Origin of the sequence: Acinetobacter sp. ANC 4216 (genome assembly GCF_004331195.1) — a bacterium.
GTDB lineage: Bacteria > Pseudomonadota > Gammaproteobacteria > Pseudomonadales > Moraxellaceae > Acinetobacter > Acinetobacter kookii.
In genome coordinates this window covers 200,614-220,134 of record NZ_SJOC01000002.1, presented here as the reverse complement: position 1 = coordinate 220,134, position 19,521 = coordinate 200,614, and the positions used below count along the sequence as shown (strand labels likewise).

The window sequence follows — 19,521 nt, the reverse complement described above, 5'->3', positions numbered from 1 at the left end:
ATTTATTTTCCAAGAGCAATTTAATGTCTGAGTTAAATCAAAACTCCCAACAAGATCAAGCCTGGATGCAACGTGCAATTGAATTGGCACGACTCGGACAATATTCAACTAAACCCAATCCTAATGTCGGCTGTGTCATCGTGAAAGATGGTCAACTGGTTGGGGAGGGCTTTCATCCGAAGGCCGGGCAACCGCATGCGGAAGTGTTTGCCATGCGCCAGGCTGGTGAACAGGCACGCGGTGCAACGGCGTATGTGACTTTGGAGCCGTGTGCGCATTATGGCCGTACACCGCCGTGTGCCAAAGGCCTGGTCGAAGCTGGAATTGCAAAAGTTATTGTTGCCTGTCCTGATCCGAATCCTTTGGTCGCTGGCAAGGGTGTACAAATTCTAAAAGATGCCGGCATTGCAGTTGAAATGGGTATCTGTGAACAGGATGCAGCACAGCTCAATCGCGGTTTTTTAAAAGCCATGGCAAACGGCATGCCTTATGTACGTCTAAAAGTGGCTTCCAGTCTGGATGGCCGCACAGCGATGGCTTCTGGTGAATCTAAATGGATTACTGGAAGCGAGGCCCGTCAGGATGTACAGCACTGGCGTGCCATTTCCGGTGTCGTCATTACGGGCATAGAAACGGTTCTTGCCGATGACTGCCAATTAAATGTACGTCAGCTGAATGGTGTTGCAGATATCAACACGGTGGTTCAGCCCAAACGTCTGGTGCTGGATCGTCAGGGACGTTTACCGCTGAATGCAAAAATACTCCAGCAACCTGAAACAGTCATGGTGATGGGGCCTTTCCGTCAGGAACTGGCCGATTTAGGCGTGCTACAATTTGCAGTACAGCCTTTAAAAGACGTGCTACAGACCTTATCTACCCAGCATCAAATTTATGATGTGCTGGTGGAAGCAGGAGCAACATTATCCACGGCCTTTTTGCAGGAACGGCTGGTGGATGAAATGATCAGCTATGTTGCACCGACCTTTTTAGGTCAAACCGCTCGTGCGATGTTTAATGCGGAATTTGACCGCATGGCAGAGCAACTTCGATTTAAGCTCATAGACCTGACCCAAGTCGGGAATGATGTGCGCTTAAGGTTAATCCCTTCTCAAGAGACAGTATGAATTCAGAGTCTTCGGTTTATCATAAACGTCGTCATTCAGCGCGTACTACAGATGAATACCTTTTCAATCAGCTTGTTCCATATTTGGGGAATAAACGCCGTTTATTGCATCTGATTTTGGAAGCCCTTGAGAGTACGGGAACCTTGAATAGCCACAATGGCCGGGCCCCGATTTTTGCCGACTTTTTTGCCGGTTCCGGTGTGGTTTCGCGTCTGGCGCGACAAAATGGCTATCGGGTCATTGCCAATGACTGGGAACCCTACAGTCATGCTTTGAACAATGCGATTTTATCCTGTGTCGAAGCCCCCGCATTTAAAGAGTTGGGCGGTTATCAAAAAGCCATTGATTATCTGAACCGTTTGCCTGAAGTGAAGGGTTGGGTGACGCATAATCTTTGTCCGCGCAATGATGAAATCTATGATCCGACCCGTGACCGACTGTTCTTTAAACGTCGTAACGGTATGCGCATCGATGCCATCCGTCAGCAGATTGCGACCTGGCAGGCACAAGGTGCCATTGATGATGTAGAAATGTCGGCATTGCTGGCGCCCTTGCTGTATTCGGCCAGTTTTGTCAGCAATACCTCCGGGGTATTTAAAAGCTTCCATCATGGCTGGGGCGGTAAAACCCAAACGGCTCTGGAACGGATTGAATCGCTATTATGGCTGACACCAAGCCGCTTCTGTGAAATTGGCGACCCGAAAAAGCCGGCCGCGGAAATGTGGTGTGTCGATGCGCAGCATCTGGCCAACCAGATGAGTAATTTTGAAGTCGATATCGCTTATCTGGATCCGCCGTATAACCAGCATGCCTATAGCAGTAACTATCATGTGCTGAATGCCCTGACGCTATGGGATCAGGTCGATTTGCCGAGTCCCGACACCAAAGGCTTCAAAAGCGGGATTGACCGGGCGTGGCGTAAAGAGCGTCCGAGCCAGTACAATTCTTCCAAGCATGCCAAAGAAGCCTATGAAAAATTATTGGCAACCATTAATGCACGTTATATTCTGACCAGCTATTCGACCGATGGTAATATTGAAGCGGGCGATTTGCTGCAGGCCAACTTGAAGCGTGGCCGCGTCACCTTGTTGACCCAGGATGTGCCACGTTACCGGGTCAGCAAGCAGCGCCAGTCAGAACGTGCACGTGTACTTGAATTTATTGTCATCACCGATACCCATGCCAAATCCGGTCCGCCACTACGTCAATTACTAGGTCAGCTGTATCATTTTGCTGAACTGGGCGGTGTGGATACGACCGGGGTAAGCACCCAACTGGCATTGTGGTAAAACAGGGACAGAATTAGAGAAAAAGTTATGTTTACAGGCATTATTGAAAGTTTAGGTAAAGTGGAAAGCTTGCAAAGTGTGGGTGGTGATGTGCGTTTGCGTATTGGCACCGACCTCGACATGTCTGATGTTCATTTGGGTGATTCGATTGCCACCAACGGCATTTGCCTGACCGTGATTGAATGGGGCGAAAACTGGTATGCTGCTGACGTTTCACGTGAAAGTCTGAATCGAACCACTTTAGGTACCTGGAAAGTGGGGCAGCCGGTCAATGTGGAAAAAGCAATGTTGCCGACAACCCGTTTTGGCGGACATATCGTCAGTGGACATGTCGATGCGGTCGGTGAAATCACGCTGGTACGTGAAGATGCCCGTTCCATTTATTATGAGGTGACGGCTCCGGCGGAAATTGCCAAATATCTGGCAGAAAAGGGCTCGGTGACCGTGGATGGAATCAGTCTGACCATTAACCATCTGCGCGGCAATATCATCAGCCTGAACCTGATTCCGCATACGGCAGAACGTACCAATATTGGTACCTGGAAAACCGGAGCGAAAGTGAATCTGGAAGTCGATGTGTTAGCGCGTTATATCGAGCGTTTAATGCTGGGTGACAAGGCTGCAGACACCACAGAACAGTCAAAAATAAGCATGGCTTTTCTGGCAGAAAATGGCTTCTTGAAGTAAAACATCCTAAAATAGAAAACAGTCTGATTGAAAAGTCAGGCTGTTTTTTTATTTTTAGTTTTTATTTTTAATAAGTTATGAAAATAATGTGGTTAAAGTGAGTAGGTGAAGATGCTTGATTTTCTAATGCATATAGAACAATGGTTACCTACTTTGCTGGATCAGTATGGTCTGTGGATCTATGCCATTTTATTTCTGATTATCTTTGCTGAAACCGGTTCGGTATTTATGTTCTTCTTGCCGGGAGACAGCCTGCTGATTGCGATAGGGGCTCTCTGCTCAACCACAGATGTGATCCATTTAAATACCATGGGGCTGTTGCTGTTTAGTGCTGCGGTACTGGGATATATCGTCAATTATTATACCGGGCAAATCTTGGGGTTTAAGTTTTTCCATGAACATTCACGCTACTTAAAACCGGCCTATATCGTAAAAACCAACCATTATTTTACCAAGCATGGCGGTAAAACTATTCTGGTAGCCCGATTTGTGCCGTTCGTACGTTCATTTGCGCCCTTTGCTGCAGGGGCAGGGCATATGAATCTCTGGAGTTTTATGCTGTATAACGTGGCCGGCGGTTTCATCTGGATTGCCGTATTATTGGGGATAGGTTACGGCACAGGGAATATGGTCGGCCTTGCTGTAGACCTGTTTTAATTTTGAATGCTTTGGATTTCAGCATCATTTCACATTATGGGGTCAAGAAAAAGCCCACTGAAATGGCAGGGCTATTCCATAATTTGAATTTTATTTCAGCATGGAATCAATATGATGGTATTTTATATTTAAATATTTGATATTTATTTATATTTATTTTTTTCACAGCCTTGTCTTTTCTTTAAGAGTTTAAGTTGCTTTGTGTAGGCTTAACCCTACTTTTGAGAGACCAAAAGTAGGCAAAAGTCTTTATTCCCCATACACGACGTCCTGTCGTGATGGGGAATGTGTGGCATCCTTGCCACACTCACAAATCTAAACCTGGAATTCAACTATGGAACAGCAGTGACCGAAAGGGACTGTTTAAAGAACGCCCGAAATACCGAGGATGAAACCTCAAGATGCAGGTTTTTCCGAAGATAAATTCGAATTTTTTAAAATATATTCAATTTCTTCCTGCCTGGCCTGATGCAGCTTGGCACGAAACACGGTCACCGCTTGCTCAATCAGCGTTTCCGCTTCCAGTTCCAGACGTAAACGCAGGCTTTCCAGCTCCGATAATATTTCATGGTCAGTCATCGGGAACATGCCCTTGGCAAAATTCAAGGCCGGGCCGGCTGGGTTCTTGTGGTAACGTGCAGTATAGGTTTGCGTTTCGTACTCTATATTTTGACGAATCAAAGCCAGGGTATGGGTTTGTTCGGCAAATTGTCTTTCTTCATCTAACTGTAATGCGCGTGCATAAGCCGCCTGCTCGGCGCGCTTATTTTCCAGTGACTGTTCCAGGGCACGTTGCTTGCGCAAACGCGCTTCTTCAATCAGCTGGGCCTTACGTTCGACATAGGCACGTTCAATTTTTTCATAAGACTGCTGCTGGGCTTCTTTATCTTTTTCCAGCCACTTATGAATATTGGTTTCAGGTTTGAGGACATTGCAGACGCGGTGTAGGTCATCAATAAATGCCTGACGAACAGCCTCAGGTACATTTAACCAGCGCTGTTTAAAATCTTGACCGACATTTAATGCCACCACATCTCTCCTTATTTCAATTGATCGGCTAAAGCTTGAACGTTCGCGGCTCAATACCTAAGCGTCGATATTGTTTAAATTTTTCACGACCCAGTTGTTTTGCCGATTCATTATTTTCGATAATTTCTATAATGTGACTAAATTTATCAATCTGTTCAAGGGCTTGATTGTTAAAATTAAACACAATCCAGTCAGGCTGTTGCGGCAGCCGGGATGAAATGCAAATAGTGGCCTGTTCCTGGTCAATGCCATGTGGAATGAAACTGCCGGGATCAAAAGTCCACAACTGTTCATCGAGCTGCTGCTGCAAGTCGGTATTGTCGCAATACAACCAGATCTGTGCCGGCTGTTTCAGAATCTTGCGGCACAAACGACAAGTGCTTTGCACTTGCCGTTCATTGCTTTTTTCAAACAGGTAAAAGCTGACTTTAGCCATTCGACTGCGCACGGTTTGCCAGGAATTGAACCAATAACGGTACAGGACGGCCGGTTGCACCTTTGGCCGTACCTGAGTTCCATGCCGTACCGGCAACGTCTAAATGTGCCCAGCGATATTCACGGGTAAAACGTTGCAAGAAACATGCAGCCGTCACGGAACCGGCTTTCGGTCCACCGATATTGGCAATATCGGCAAATGGAGAATCCAGCTGCTCCTGATAATCCTCAATCACCGGCATGCGCCATACCCGGTCAAATGAAGCCTGGCCTGCAGCGCTAATTTCGGCAGCCAATTCATCATCTGGCGTAAATAAACCTGACAACACTGAACCCAGGGCCACCACACAGGCACCGGTCAAGGTGGCAATATCAATCACCAGCGCCGGATTAAAGCGTTGGATGTAAGTTAAGGTATCACATAGCACCAAACGGCCTTCCGCATCGGTATTTAAAATTTCGATCGTTTGTCCGCTCATGCTGGTCACGATATCACCCGGACGGGTCGCATGACCTGAAGGCATGTTCTCCGCAGCGGCAATGGCACCGACCACATGAATCGGCAGTTTTGCCTCACATAATGCACGTATGGTGCCGAGAACGGATGCTGCGCCGCACATGTCAAATTTCATTTCATCCATGCCCAGCCCCGGTTTCAGGGAAATACCGCCGGTATCAAAGGTTACACCTTTACCGACCAGTACCACAGGTGCCTGTTCGGTATGGGCCTTATATTCCAGGGTAATGACACGCCCCGGACGGTCTGAACCTTTGCTCACGGCCAGGAAGGCATTCATGCCCAAGTCTGCCATTTGCTGTTCATTAATCACGGTCACTTTCAGCAAGTCCGGATATTGTGCTGCCAAGGCTTGAGCCTGTTCAGCCAGATATTCAGGAAAACAGATATTGCCTGGACGGTTACCTAAATCGCGGGCCAAATTTTGGCCGGATTGTACCGCATGAATCAAAGATAACTGTTGCAGGTTTAAGGTGCTGTTGTCGGCAATCAGATGAATTTCTTCAAGCACAAATTCATTTTTCTTTGATTTGTATTCGTCAAATGCGTAACTGGCCTGAGTCAGCGCCAGTGCAAACAAATAATGCTGTTCAGGGGCTAGGGCAGAAATATCAATGCTGATCTGTTTGAATTTTTTTTGTGATGCTTTGATAATTGTTTGTGCGATTTTTGCTAATTTAGCCGGCTGAATTTCAGCGGCTTTATCTAAGCCAATCAGCGTGGTATTGCTACAGGCCGCCACTTTCCCAATCAGGGCTAAAGATTCGCTTAGGCTCGCCTTGAATTGTGCTGCTTCGACTAAACTATTTAAATCATTGATTTGATAAGTGGTAGAGGCCTTTTGAAGCTGTTCGGAATCTACTAATATCAATAAACATGGGCTAGATGCATTCTCTTGGAATGACGTATTAATTGTCAGTTTCATGTGCTGTATTCATGCCTTGGAAAGATTGCAAACCATTAAACCATTGAAACATTTCTATGAATAGAGTTTCAATGCGCAACAACAGTATAGGTTTTATATTTTCACCATTCGGGTAAACTAGCGCTAGTTTTTATTTGCCCTTTTTCTGGAAGAATTAATTTGATTATTCGGCGTTATCTGGTCAAGCAAGTGCTGTCTACATCCTTGGTGGTAATTGCCTTATTGACCTTAATTATGATGGGTGGTCGACTGATCAAGTACTTTGGTGTTGCGGCACAAGGCCGTCTGGATGCCAGTATTTTGTTTAGTATTATTGGTTATCGGCTACCAGAATTTTTAACCTTAATTCTTCCACTGGGTTTCTTTATCGGTTTGATGCTGGTATTTGGCCGATTGTATGTCGATCATGAGATGGCGGTCATGAATGGCAGTGGCATCAGCCGTAACCAGTTGGGACGTTTGCTGATTCCGTTGACGGTAGTTTTTCTTGCCGTGCAAACGGTGTTAATGGTGTGGATGTCTCCTTGGGGGCTACGTCAGTTTGAAGAGCTGACCACCAAGCAGGCAGTGAGAACCGGTTTTGATTTGGTCCGTCCCAAAGAGTTTATTTCCTCGGGTCCCTATACCATTTATGCCGGAGATCTGTCCGAAGACCGTCGAAATCTGAAAGATGTGTTTTTCTACCAGCGTGCCGAAAAACCGGGCAAACCTGACATTATGATTTTGGCCAAAGAAGCCACCCGTGTGGAGGCTCCTGACGAAACGGCCAGTATTGTCGATTTGGTTCAGGGCCGTCGTTATGAAATTTTCCCTCGAACACCGAAATATACGCTGGCGGAATTTCAATCTTACCGTTTACGTCTAGAAAATGATCAAGAAGCCAAATTTGAAAGCGCCGAAGTGGAAGCTTTACCTATTTCAAAACTCTGGACCAACCGCAACGATCCTGTCGTTGCGAGTGAATTGGGCTGGCGTCTCTTCGTACCCTTTTCCATTGTGGTTGCCTTAATGCTGGCGATTGCACTGTGTGAAGTAAGCCCACGTCAGGGACGTTATTTAAAACTGTTCCCGGCCTTACTGATTTTTGCCAGTCTGATTGTGGCTCTGATGGCGGTCAAAACGCGCATCAGTAAAGATGAAATGGGCATCTGGGCCTATCCTTTGGTGTTGCTGGCCTATGCTGTTGCCGCAGCACTGTTTTCCCGGAAACAGAAACTGGCACCCAAAATCAAGAAACGAATTCAGCAGGTGAGGTCTTAAAATGTTAGCACGTCGAATAGTCGCCAAACATGTGACCAAAACCACGGCACTTGCCATGCTGGGTGCAACCGCAGTGCTCTCTGTTTTACAGGTGCTGTTCACCTATTTGGGTGAATTGGGTTCGCTGAACGAAAACTATGGGGCTTGGCAGGCATTTCTCTATGTATTATGGGGTGCACCGCGTTATCTCTATGAGATTTTGCCGATCTCTGCCCTGATTGGGGCGGTGCTGGGTTTAGGTACTCTGGCTTCCAATAGTGAGCTGGTGGTGATGCGCTCGGTGGGCATCAGCCTGTGGCGTATTGTGGGCTGGGTGATTCGTTCAGCGCTGATTCTGGTGGTGTTATCCTTTGTCTTAAGTGAATGGGTGATTCCGTATACCAATGAACAGGCCAAAAGTGTCAAGGATCACCGTAGCGCCAGTGCATTGGGTGAGGTGAGGGGCTACTGGACCCGTGAAGGCCAGCGTTTTATTTATATTGATTATGCCAATGCTAAAGGACAGCTTAATTATATTCAGCTAGTAGATTTTAATGATGACTATCAATTAAAAGGCGTTCTGGTTGCAGAAAAAGGCCAGTTTGTGAAAGAGGGTAATTGGGATCTGCAAACAACTTCACAGATGGATATTTTGCCGCAAGGTAATGCAGCGCTAGTGAAAGCAGAACAGCTGCCGCTGGCTCTGGCTTTACAACCGAAATATGTGCATATGGTCACCTTGGACCCGGAAGAGTTATCTCCAAGTCAGCTGGTGAGTTTCATGAGCTATATGCATGAATATAGCCAGGTGCCGAAAACCTATCAGCTGGCATTCTGGCAAAAAGTCGCTTCGCCCTTTGCGCTGATTGCCTTGGTACTGATTGCCTGTTCCTTTATTTTTGGCCCTCTACGCCAACAGTCGATGGGTTTCCGTCTGGTCATTGCCTTGTTTATCGGTCTGGGATTCTTCTACCTGCAAGATTTTATGGGCTATGCAAGTCTGGTCTATTCACCTTCGCCGGCGTGGTTTGTGTTTGTACCGATTGTGCTGATGATGCTGGTCGGCGGTTATTTACTGCGCCGCGCACGTTAACAGACCCGACAGTGATAAAAACAATGTGCATGATCAGCTTTAGTCATGATCTGCACATAGAGTCTTGACCGAAAATTCGGTAAGATATGACGATGAAATTGTAAACAAAAGAGTGTTCATTATGACGGATGCAACTGCTGGCAAAATCCCTCACGTATTAGTAATCATGGATGGTGTGGGTCATCGCGAAGCGGTCGAAGACAATGCTTTCCTGGCAGCAAAACGACCTAATTTAACTGCTATGCAACAAAAGCATCCGCATGGTTTGATTTCAGGTTCAGGTGAAGATGTCGGCCTGCCTGATGGTCAAATGGGCAACTCTGAAGTCGGTCATATGAACCTGGGTGCAGGCCGTGTGCTGTATCAGGATTTCACGCGTATTACCAAAGACATCCGTACCGGTGCTTTTTTTGAGCATGAAGTGCTGGTCGATGCCGTTGAAAAAGCCAAAGCTGCAAATGGCGCAGTACATATTATGGGCTTGCTGTCGCAAGGTGGCGTGCATTCGCATGAAGACCATATTGTGGCCATGGCTGAACTGGCACTGAAACGCGGTGCCAAAGTTTATCTGCATGCTTTCCTGGATGGTCGCGATACACCGCCTAAAAGTGCGCAGCCTTCGCTTGAAAAATTAGATGCGTTATTTGCCCAATATCCGGGTCAAGGTCGTATTGCGACCCTGATCGGCCGTTATTTTGCCATGGATCGTGATAACCGTTGGGATCGTGTCGAACAGGCCTACCGTCTGCTGACTGAAGGTGAAGCTGTACGTACCGCTGCAACAGCTGTTGAAGGTCTGGAACAGGCGTACGCAGCAAATGAGTCCGATGAATTTGTCAAAGCGACCCGTATTGGTGATGTGGCGAAAATTCAGGATGGCGACAGTGTAGTGTTCATGAATTTCCGTGCCGACCGTGCGCGTGAAATTACCAAAGCCTTTGTAGAAAAAGACTTTGCCGGTTTTGAGCGTAAAGTGGTTCCGAACCTGTCTAAATTTGTGATGCTGACCCGTTACCAGGCGACCATTGATGCGCCGGTTGCCTACATGCCGGAAGGGCTGAAAAACTCGATTGGCGAGTATTTATCCAGTCTGGGTAAAACCCAGCTGCGTATTGCCGAAACAGAAAAATATGCCCATGTGACCTTCTTCTTCAGTGGTGGTCGTGAAGATGAATACCCGGGTGAAAAACGCATTCTGATTCCATCTCCAAGCGTGGCGACTTATGACCTGAAACCGGAAATGAGTGCTTATGAGGTGACTGATGAACTGGTTGCTGCAATTAATTCAGGTAAATACGACCTCTTGGTGGTGAACTATGCCAATGGTGATATGGTTGGGCATACCGGTGTATTTGATGCCGCAGTGAAAGCAGTGGAAGCGGTAGATACGTGCCTGGGTCGTGTCTATGAAGCGGTGATGGCACAAAAAGGCCATATGCTGATTACTGCCGATCATGGTAATGTAGAGCAAATGCAGGACTACCAAAGCGGTCAGGTACATACCCAACATACTACTGAACTGGTTCCGTTTATCTATGTAGGCCCGACTTCTGCCACGATTGCTGAAGGGGGGGTGCTTGCAGATGTCGCACCGACATTGTTGAATCTCATGCAAATTCCTGTACCTGCAGAAATGCAAGGTCGTAATTTGATTACTTTAAAATCATAAAAATTTTCGTATAAACAGGTGAATGGATGGCTTTACAGCGCTGGAACAAGGTTGTCATTTTAACAACGTTATTCATGTGTGTGAGCCATTCCGCCCTTGCCGCCGTAAAAGGCAAGGTTCAGCCAGTTCTAGATTTTGATGATGAAGTGGAACAGAATTATGCTGAAGTTCCGGTGGAATCAATTCAGCAGTTCGTGCAGATTTACAGCATTGTCAAAGAAAATTATGTTGATGAAAAAAATGACGAAGCCTTATTTCAACAGGCCATTAAAGGTCTGGTCAGTGGGCTGGATCGTTATTCCCGTTACTTAAGTCCAGAAGATTATAAGCAGCTGTTACAATATACCGAAGGTGATATCGCCTCTGTCGATTTTGAACTGGCTTATGACTCACAGTTGCATCAATGGGTCATTCGAGGATTAAAGGAAAATGCGGATTCAGCCAAGCAAGGTTTGCGCAATGGGGTCAGTGTTTTTAAGATTGATGATCAGGAACTGAAAAAATTCAATCATGATCAGGTGAACAGCTTGCTGAATGGTTCGATTGGCTCTACCTTAAGTTTACAGCTGGCACCAAGTAGCAAGCCGCTGATTTTAGTCCGTAATAAAAAAATAGAAACCGATATTCAGGCAACCCTGCTGCATAATCAGGTGCTGGTGATCAAAGTCAAGGTATTTCAGCAAGATACAGCCAATGAAATTAAACGCCTGATTGAAGAGCATTCTTCTTCACGCTTGAAAGCGGTATTGCTGGATTTAAGAAATAACCCGGGCGGATTGTTGTCTGCTGCGGTTGAATCGGCCGATCTTTTTTTGAATCAGGGCATCATCGTTTCGACCAAAAGCCGTTCTGAAGGCGACCAGCAGTTTCAGGCCTTACCCAGTTTTGAATTTCAGAATTTAAAGTTGGGTATTTTAATCAATAACCGTTCTGCCTCTGCTGCTGAAGTGTTTACTGCAGCGATGAAAGATCATGGGCGTGCCTGGGTGGTGGGTGATAAAAGCTATGGAAAGGGCGTAGTGCAAAAACTGTTTCCCCTTTCCAATGGTGCAGCTTTACAGATGACGGTATCGCATTACTACACCCCTAAAGGGCAAATGATTGAAGGGGTGGGAATTCAGCCCAATCAACCTTATCTGCTGCAACATGACATGAAAGAAGAAAACTATCTGGAACATGTTGCAGAGATCATTTTAAACCATAAATAAAACGGCCTAATCCTTAAAAATGGCCTAGTCCTCGTCGGTATCTAAACCAAATTTCTTCAGACGATAACGCAAGGAACGGAAAGACATGCCCAGCTTCTTGGCCGCCAGGGTCCTGTTCCAATGGGTTAAATTCAGTGCATTGAGTAAAATATCTTTTTCAATATTTTCCAGATAAAGCTCCAGACCTTCATCAGGCAATTTCTTGGAAGATATCAGGATGTCACTACGCAAGCTGTGCTGGTCTTCCGTTACCTCTGATGCTGCCGCAGTAGGATAGCGTAAAGGTGCGCTTTGCAAGTGTTGCAAGTCGATGATTTCATCATCGCTTAAGGTAATCGCGCGTTCAATGATATTGCGCAGTTCACGCACATTGCCGGGATAATATTGACTCAGTAAAAAGCTTTTCGCACGATCAGTCAGCTGTTTTTGCGGAATAGCCCATTCCTGAGAAATTTTCTGAATAAAGTGATGGGCCAATAAAATGATATCGTCACCGCGTTCACGCAGTGGAGGCAACACCAGATCCATGACATGAATGCGGAAGAACAAGTCCTGTCTAAAGCGACCTTGCTGAACCAGGGCTTCCAGATCCTGATGGCTGGCACTAATCACGCGGAAATCGACATCAATTTCACAGTCTGAACCGACTGGACGAATCCGTTTTTCCTGTACGGCACGCAGCAGTTTAACCTGCATACTTAAAGGCAGTTCAGCAATTTCATCCAGAAACAAACTGCCGCCGTGGGCAGATTGAATCAGACCCTGTTTGTCCTGAGTGGCGCCGGTAAAGCTGCCTTTTTTATGCCCAAACAGTTCGCTTTCCATTAATTCAGTCGGGATGGCTCCGCAGTTAATGGCAATAAAAGGGCCTTCATTGCGGTTACTGAGGCGATGCACCAGATTAGCAATGACTTCTTTTCCCGTTCCGGATTCACCAGTAATAAAGACGGGTGCCTGAGAGCGGGCAATTTTATTTAGGGTCACCCGTAACTGTTGAATCGGCAGGGATTGTCCGACCAGCAATTTTTGCTCCAGACTATCTTCCTTGATCTGTAACAGTTCTTGTGGTTTGTTGAAAGCCTTTTGCAGGAGCTGTTCCAGATGCTTCTGATTCACGGGTTTGCTAACAAAATCGAAGGCACCCGCTTTAAGTGCTGCGATGGCAATTTCCATATTGCCATATGCGGTCAGTACCGCCACGGGTATGGATGGATAATGTTGGTTAATCCATTCCACCAGTTGCAGGCCATTGCCGTCCGGTAAATTTAAATCGGTTAAACAGGCATCATAGCGGTATTCAGACAAGAATTTTTTGGCCTGTTCAAGACGATAGGCGATATGGGTTTTAATCCCGATCCGGGATAAAGACATTTGCATGAGGGTACACAAGTCTTCCTCATCATCCACCAATAAAACAAGTGGTTGTTGTTCCACAATACACCCCAGCAATTTTCATTTATAAAGCGACTCGCAGGCATTCTATTCGAAAGCATGCTCCCTGTTCTTGTTTTACATAGTTCAGTTTTGCCTGGTTGGCTTCGCAAAAACTATGTGATAAGTATAATCCTAAACCAGTTCCCGTGATTTCGGTACTAAAAAAAGGTTGAAACAAATTAGCCAAGTCCTTGGAAGCAACGCCCGCCCCAAAATCACGAACATCAATGCGCACATTGGCTTCATGTAAGTTAACATTCAATTCGATATGTGAATGTTCTGGGGAATTGTGTCGAATGGCATTGCGAATCAGGTTAATCAGCACTTGACGAAGTTGTGCCTCGTCAAAATGAACAAAAATATTACTGTGAACAGTATATTTAATTTGGGTCGCAATATCAGCCAAATCTTCCTGAATGAGTAAGGGAATAAACTGTTTCAGCTCAATGGTTGAGGGATGGGTTTCTTTATTGCGCACCATATTCAGGGTGTCTTGTATAATCCGGTCAATCCGCTGTGTCTGTTTCGAAATCATCCGGCTTAAGGTTGCCTGCTGATGCGGGTCGCTATCACTCAAAAGTTCATTGGCTTGTACAATGGCAGCTAGAGGATTGCGAATTTCATGAGCAATACTGGCGGACAGTTGCCCGAGTGCCGCAAGTTTTAATTGTTGGACACGTTGATTGAGCTTGGTGGCATCCTGCAATACCAGTAGCGTCAGGGTTTGTTGTGGCACCATAAGCTTTTGCACTTCAATATGCATATGATAATGGCTGAGCTGCGATTCAAACTGAAATTTTTCTCCGTCCTGCAATTGATCAAATTTAAGTAATTCAAATAAATCGGGCTGTGCCTTATATAAGGGATATTTGTCATAGGCATACAGTGGAGGAATGCCTAAAAGCAGACAGGCAGCAGGGTTGCTCAGCACAATATGGCAGTTTTCATCTAAAACCAGATAGCCGAGTTCGATCTGTTCCAGAATATAGCGATTCAGGTTTTGCAGTCGATTTAATTCTAGCGATTGGGAAAAATTTAAATTTTCAAGGATTTGAAAGCGTTTTACTGCAATTTGCCCACTGCCATACACCACTAAAAACAGAAAGGCCAATACTGCACTATTGCCAATATTATTCAGTGAAGAAAAATCAAAAATACTACCTATAAAAAGCTGATAAATCACGCTGATCACGGCAATCAAGGTAATAATCAAGGCCTTTTTGGCGTTGAGTAATAACGAGGCTGCGAAGATAGTAATCACAAACAGCAAACTCAATTGCAGGTTCGGGCCGTCTACCGCCAGGGTGAGCAAGCTTAAAGCAATAACATCGACAACAAATAACAGGGGGAGTTGCTGAGTAATTTTTAAACGTATGCTTTTCAGCGTGATTAACTGGATACAGCTGATTGATACGTAACCTATCAGGGCGTAAAGATAAAGCTGTGGATAGTGATAATCGGTATTTAAACGCTGATAAGTTAACAAAAAAATCAGCAGAAGACTGGTCGCAATAATGAGTCTATAAGTACTATACCAAATGCCCAAATGATATTGGTTAAACTCAAAGGTCTGGGTCGGTTGCGTCATGCAGGTCTTCTAGCAAGCCCAAGGGCATCAAGGTTTAATCAGTCCATAACGGATAGCCAGATGTGTCAATTTAACATCACTATCCAGATTCAGCTTTTCGAAGATGCGGTAACGGTAAGTGTTTACCGTTTTGACACTGACAAAAAGTTTATCGGCAATTTCCTGGGCACTAATACAATTCACCACCATCATCGCGACCTGCATTTCACGTTCCGACAAGGCATCGAAAGGAGACTGCTGGGTGTCGGACAGATAGGAGCTGGCCAGTTGTTCAGCAATGTCGGCACTAAAATATTTTCCACCCTGCATGACCTTGTTGATGGCACGAACCATTTCAGAGACTGGCGCTCCTTTGGTGATATAGCCTTTAGCCCCGGCTTTCAGTAATAATGAAGGATAGGGTTCTTCCGCCAGGCCACTGACGGCCAGTACTTTGGTTTCAGGTGCTGTTTGCAATAGCCGTCGGGTTGTTTCCACCCCGCCAATTCCCGGCATGTTGACATCAAGCAAAACGACATTAGGATGATGATGACGAACCAAGTTAATCGCTTCTTCACCAGATTCAGCCTGACCAATCACTTGAACATCCGCATGATCTTCGAGCATACGGCAAATTCCAGTACGTACCAATTCATGGTCATCTACCACTAAAACTGTGATCACCGGGTTCTCCCTCATATCCAAAAAAAGCATTTTTTTGTTACATAAAGCAAAATAAGCTTGCAATGAAATGACAAAATTAGCAATCCTATTCTATATGTTTCAATTAAATGTTATACACAATGTTGTGAGCAACTAAAAGTGTTGGTCTTTGTGTCTAAATGTAAGCATTTTTGAGGAAATATACAAACGTATATTGCCTCCTTGAGTTGAGTAAATCACCGTGAAAAATTCGAAAAAGTTTTTAATGCATGTGCTAGGCATGTCAATGCTGCTAAGCATGAGTTCAACCAGTTTTGCAGAGCTGGTGATGGACACTTCTAAAGGGACGGGACAAGCGACGTTGAACTGGTCCTCTGAAGATGTGAGTCAATTATTAAACGGTGATGCTTCGGCTGAAGAAGTCTCTCCGCAAGGTTCAACAAAAGTCACGACTTCTGTCCGTAGTTCCAATGCTGGGGTCACTCATTCTGCACCTAAAACGGTACAGGTTTTAAACAATTCCAATTATGGCAATCAGCCTTCTATAAATGCCCGTGCTGCTTTGGTAATGGATGGCCAGACAGGCGAGGTTTTATACAGTAAAAACAGTAATACTGCCTTTCCGATTGCTTCCCTGACCAAGCTCATGACTGCTGTTGTGATTGCAGATGCCCGTTTAAACATGTCCGAGAAAATTACTTTACAACAGACGGACTTTTCTTGTTCAGGTTGCAAGAGTTCAAGCTCGACGCTGCGTGCTGGTGACAGCATGAATCGAGCCGAGGCGCTGTTATTTGCATTGATGAAGTCTGAGAATCCTGCTGCTTCTGCATTGGCACGCACTTTCCCGGGTGGCCGTGCAGCTTTTATTTCTGCAATGAATGCCAAAGCTAAAGCCTTAGGTATGCATTCCACTCATTATCTAGAGTCAACTGGTTTACATCCAGGTAATGTATCTTCAGCGCGTGACCTCGGTATTCTGGTCAATACGGCATCGCAATACGGTCTAATTCGTCAGTTCTCGACCACTCCAAGCTATGACTTTAACCTCGGTTACCGGGTATTGAAATCGAATAATACCAATGCCTTAGTGCGTAATGGTGGCTGGAATATCAATATTTCAAAAACCGGTTATATCAATGAAGCAGGACGTTGTGTCGCAATGCATACCACTTTAAATAACCGTCCAGCGGTGGTTGTACTTCTTGGAGCAGATTCTTCTGCGGCACGTACCAATGATGCAACCCGTTTAATGACCTGGGTCAGCCAGTTACCCAAGCGTATTTAAAGCTGAATTTGGGGAAGTTTTCAAATCTACTCAACGTTTGAATGCTTCTAAATAAAAAAACCCTGCAATTGCAGGGTTTTTTTATTCTGTCTAAATATGCATTACATATTAGAAAGAATAGAGTCTTTAACTTGATCCATGGTGGCATCAATTGACAGCATCACAGCATCTTGGCACTGTTTGATGGCAGTGTCAGGGTCTTTCAAACCATTACCGGTTACTGTACATACAATGACAGAACCTTCAGCAATTTTACCTGCTTTAATGTCACGAATCGCACCACCGATAGACGCTGCAGAAGCAGGTTCTACGAATACACCTTCGTACATCGAAAGTAGGCGCTGCGCTTCCAGAATTTCAGCATCTTGAAGTTCATCGAACCAGCCATTTGAATCACGTACCACTGCTTTGGCATGGTTCCAGCTTTGCGGGTTACCAATACGAATAGCAGTTGCCACTGTTTCAGGGTTTTCAACCGGTGCACCACGCAGGAACGGCGCAGCGCCAGATGCCTGGTAACCGACCATGGTTGGCAAGCCTTCAGGTTTAGGACCGGTGAACTGATCAGTTTCAGCATCATAAACCACTTGCTCAAACTGCTCTTTAGGCTGGTTGGCAACCGCTTCGGTATAACCCATCCAGTGTGCAGTGATGTTACCTGCGTTACCCACAGGCAAGCAGTGATAATCAGGCGCACGGCCTAACTCATCCACGATTTCATAAGCAATGGTTTTTTGACCTTGCAAACGGTAAGGGTTGATTGAGTTCACGATGGTCACAGGCGCTTGGTCAGCAACTTCTTTTACCAGACGCATACCGTCATCGAAGTTACCGCGGATTTGCATGGTGACTGCACCGTACATCATCGCTTGTGCCATTTTACCCATGGCAATTTTGCCTTCAGGAATAAGTACGAACGCCTTGATGCCGGCACGTGCAGCATAAGCAGCTGCAGCCGCAGAAGTGTTACCCGTAGACGCACAGATAATGGCTTTAGAGCCTTCTTCAACCGCTTTCGTTACCGCCATGGTCATACCACGGTCTTTAAATGAACCAGTCGGGTTTAAGCCCTCGTACTTCACATAAATTTCAACATTTTTGCCAATAATGCGAGGAATATTCTCAAGCTTGATCAGTGGCGTGTTGCCTTCGCCTAAAGAGATTGCGCGAGTTGTTGCAGACACTGGTAAACGGTCGCGATAGCGGTCAACTAAACCAGTATAACGATTGGCATTAGACATGATGATGTTCCAATTGTGTGTAGAGCTTGGCGAGAGGAGTTGAAATACTCCCCTCGACCCGATTAATTATCAAGCGATTCTAAACGAATTCGTACAATTTCGCCATGAATGACGGGCAATGCTTGAATTTGCTGAAGGGCTTCATCCATTTTTGATTCCTTGACTGGATCAGTCAGAATCACGATAGGAATAAGGTCTTTTAAGCGCGGCTGCTGCATGATCGCGTCAATGCTAATGCCGGCACGGCTTAAAATGGTGGTGACATCGGCCAGAACGCCGGTTTGATCTTCGGCATTAATGCGGATGTAATAGCCCGTGGTCATTTCTTCACGTGGCAGAATGGGTAAATCGGTCAGAGCTTCAAACGCAAGCTGTGGAATGGTGCCGGCACCATCTTCTGTATAGATGATGTCACGGACAATATCGACCACATCAGCGACCACAGCAGAAGCTGTTGGTCCTGCACCTGCACCCGCACCGTAATACAGTGTTGGACCGACTGCATTGGCTTGAACCAGCACAGCATTTTTCACGCCATTAACATTAGCAATCAATTGGTCTTCCGGAATCAGGGTCGGGTGGACACGTAATTCAATCCCGGTATCGGTGCGTCTTGCAATACCCAAATGTTTGATACGGAAGCCCAAGTCTTCTGCATATTTTACATCTTGAGCAGTCACTTTGCTGATGCCTTCAGTGAAGACTTTGTCGAACTGTAGCGGAATACCAAAAGCACATGAAGCCAGAATGGTCAGTTTATGTGCGGCATCAATGCCTTCCACGTCAAAGGTTGGATCGGCTTCAGCATAACCCAGTTCCTGTGCTTCTTTCAGCACGTCTGCAAAAGCACGACCTTTTTCACGCATTTCACTTAAAATGAAGTTGCCTGTACCATTAATAATGCCAGCCAGCCAGTCAATCTTGTTGGCCGCCAAGCCTTCACGAATCACTTTAATAATTGGAATACCGCCGGCAACGGCTGCTTCATAGGCAATTTGCACGGCATGGTCTTCGGCTGCTTTAAACAGCTCATTGCCATGTTCAGCAAGCAGGGCCTTGTTGGCCGTCACAATGTGCTTGCCGTGTTTCATCGCTTCCATGATGACTTCATAAGCAGGGTGAATGCCGCCCATGACTTCTACCACAACATCGACATCCGGTTGACGAACGATATCGAGCAGATCAGCACTTTGCTTCGCTGAAGCAGGCAAATCCAGATCAGGACGAGGGCGACGAGTACCGACATGGGTAATCTCAATTTCACGACCGGTGCGACGTTTAATCTCAGCAGCATTTTCTTTTAGTAGTTTAAGGGCACCACCACCCACAGTACCTAGACCGAGGATTGCCAGACGAACTGGTTTCACGTCACACTCCAAATATGTATTCAACTTTAAGCGAATCTAGATCATAGCTAAAAAAACGGCCAGACTCTAGGGTAGAAATCACTTTATCT

17 protein-coding genes are annotated in these 19,521 nt (G+C 45.8%); 9 read left to right on the top strand and 8 right to left on the bottom strand.

What is annotated here, in order from left to right:
• The first annotated feature begins 23 nt into the window (after positions 1-23).
• The 4 genes from ribD to E0H88_RS02500 all read left to right on the top strand — a co-directional run bounded on the left by ribD (position 24) and on the right by E0H88_RS02500 (position 3,757).
• Positions 24-1,124 carry a bifunctional diaminohydroxyphosphoribosylaminopyrimidine deaminase/5-amino-6-(5-phosphoribosylamino)uracil reductase RibD gene (gene ribD, locus E0H88_RS02515; RefSeq protein WP_131272993.1) on the top strand — a complete coding sequence of 367 codons (1,101 nt, stop codon included), beginning with the start codon at positions 24-26 and terminating at the stop codon, positions 1,122-1,124.
• Positions 1,121-2,413, top strand: a complete 1,293-nt coding sequence (locus E0H88_RS02510) for a DNA adenine methylase (protein ID WP_092819216.1) — start codon at positions 1,121-1,123, stop codon at positions 2,411-2,413. Before ribD ends, E0H88_RS02510 begins: the two co-directional genes overlap by 4 nt.
• A 27-nt stretch (positions 2,414-2,440) precedes the next feature.
• Positions 2,441-3,100 (top strand): riboflavin synthase, encoded by a 660-nt coding sequence (locus E0H88_RS02505; RefSeq protein ID WP_131272992.1) that lies wholly within the window; start codon positions 2,441-2,443, stop codon positions 3,098-3,100.
• A 111-nt stretch (positions 3,101-3,211) separates the two neighbouring features.
• Positions 3,212-3,757, top strand: a complete 546-nt coding sequence (locus tag E0H88_RS02500; protein ID WP_131272991.1) for a VTT domain-containing protein — start codon at positions 3,212-3,214, stop codon at positions 3,755-3,757.
• Positions 3,758-4,153: 396 nt separating this feature from the next.
• Here E0H88_RS02500 and blhA read toward each other — a convergent pair whose 3' ends face one another.
• From blhA to E0H88_RS02485, 3 genes are read right to left on the bottom strand one after another with little or no spacing between them, the layout of a single operon-like run.
• Complete coding sequence (gene blhA / locus E0H88_RS02495) at positions 4,154-4,789, bottom strand: cell division protein BlhA (protein WP_252151969.1); 636 nt, start codon at positions 4,787-4,789, stop codon at positions 4,154-4,156.
• A gap of 25 nt (positions 4,790-4,814) precedes the next feature.
• On the bottom strand, positions 4,815-5,222 hold the full coding sequence (locus E0H88_RS02490; protein WP_131272989.1) for a DNA polymerase III subunit chi: 408 nt from the start codon (positions 5,220-5,222) through the stop codon (positions 4,815-4,817).
• Positions 5,215-6,663 carry a leucyl aminopeptidase gene (locus tag E0H88_RS02485; protein WP_131272988.1) on the bottom strand — a complete coding sequence of 483 codons (1,449 nt, stop codon included), beginning with the start codon at positions 6,661-6,663 and terminating at the stop codon, positions 5,215-5,217. The genes E0H88_RS02490 and E0H88_RS02485 overlap by 8 nt, the downstream gene beginning before the upstream one ends.
• A 159-nt stretch (positions 6,664-6,822) precedes the next feature.
• Here E0H88_RS02485 and lptF point away from each other — a divergent pair, with 159 nt between their 5' ends.
• The 4 genes from lptF (at position 6,823) to E0H88_RS02465 (ending at position 11,872) form a co-directional block, all read left to right on the top strand.
• Complete coding sequence (gene lptF / locus E0H88_RS02480) at positions 6,823-7,923, top strand: LPS export ABC transporter permease LptF (protein ID WP_131272987.1); 1,101 nt, start codon at positions 6,823-6,825, stop codon at positions 7,921-7,923.
• Between the two features lies 1 nt (position 7,924).
• Positions 7,925-8,995, top strand: coding sequence for an LPS export ABC transporter permease LptG (gene lptG, locus E0H88_RS02475; protein ID WP_131272986.1), 1,071 nt, complete (start codon positions 7,925-7,927; stop codon positions 8,993-8,995).
• A 121-nt stretch (positions 8,996-9,116) separates the two neighbouring features.
• Positions 9,117-10,664, top strand: a complete 1,548-nt coding sequence (gene gpmI / locus E0H88_RS02470) for a 2,3-bisphosphoglycerate-independent phosphoglycerate mutase (RefSeq protein WP_131272985.1) — start codon at positions 9,117-9,119, stop codon at positions 10,662-10,664.
• 26 nt (positions 10,665-10,690) lie between these two features.
• Positions 10,691-11,872, top strand: coding sequence for a S41 family peptidase (locus E0H88_RS02465; protein WP_131272984.1), 1,182 nt, complete (start codon positions 10,691-10,693; stop codon positions 11,870-11,872).
• 24 nt (positions 11,873-11,896) lie between these two features.
• Here E0H88_RS02465 and E0H88_RS02460 read toward each other — a convergent pair whose 3' ends face one another.
• The 3 genes from E0H88_RS02460 to gacA are packed head-to-tail and all read right to left on the bottom strand — an operon-like array spanning position 11,897 to position 15,557.
• Positions 11,897-13,309 (bottom strand): sigma-54-dependent transcriptional regulator, encoded by a 1,413-nt coding sequence (locus E0H88_RS02460; RefSeq protein ID WP_165493266.1) that lies wholly within the window; start codon positions 13,307-13,309, stop codon positions 11,897-11,899.
• 19 nt (positions 13,310-13,328) lie between these two features.
• Complete coding sequence (locus tag E0H88_RS02455; protein ID WP_092819205.1) at positions 13,329-14,894, bottom strand: sensor histidine kinase; 1,566 nt, start codon at positions 14,892-14,894, stop codon at positions 13,329-13,331.
• Positions 14,895-14,921: 27 nt separating this feature from the next.
• Positions 14,922-15,557 (bottom strand): response regulator transcription factor GacA, encoded by a 636-nt coding sequence (gene gacA / locus E0H88_RS02450; RefSeq protein WP_092819249.1) that lies wholly within the window; start codon positions 15,555-15,557, stop codon positions 14,922-14,924.
• Between the two features lie 220 nt (positions 15,558-15,777).
• Between gacA and E0H88_RS02445 the strand changes: the two genes are divergently transcribed.
• Positions 15,778-16,824 carry a serine hydrolase gene (locus tag E0H88_RS02445; RefSeq protein ID WP_131272983.1) on the top strand — a complete coding sequence of 349 codons (1,047 nt, stop codon included), beginning with the start codon at positions 15,778-15,780 and terminating at the stop codon, positions 16,822-16,824.
• 101 nt (positions 16,825-16,925) lie between these two features.
• Here E0H88_RS02445 and thrC read toward each other — a convergent pair whose 3' ends face one another.
• Together thrC and E0H88_RS02435 are read right to left on the bottom strand one after the other, a co-directional pair.
• Complete coding sequence (thrC, locus tag E0H88_RS02440; protein ID WP_131272982.1) at positions 16,926-18,065, bottom strand: threonine synthase; 1,140 nt, start codon at positions 18,063-18,065, stop codon at positions 16,926-16,928.
• Between the two features lie 62 nt (positions 18,066-18,127).
• A complete protein-coding gene (locus E0H88_RS02435) occupies positions 18,128-19,432 on the bottom strand; it encodes a homoserine dehydrogenase (RefSeq protein WP_092819202.1) in 1,305 nt (434 codons plus the stop codon).
• Positions 19,433-19,521: the final 89 nt, after the last annotated feature.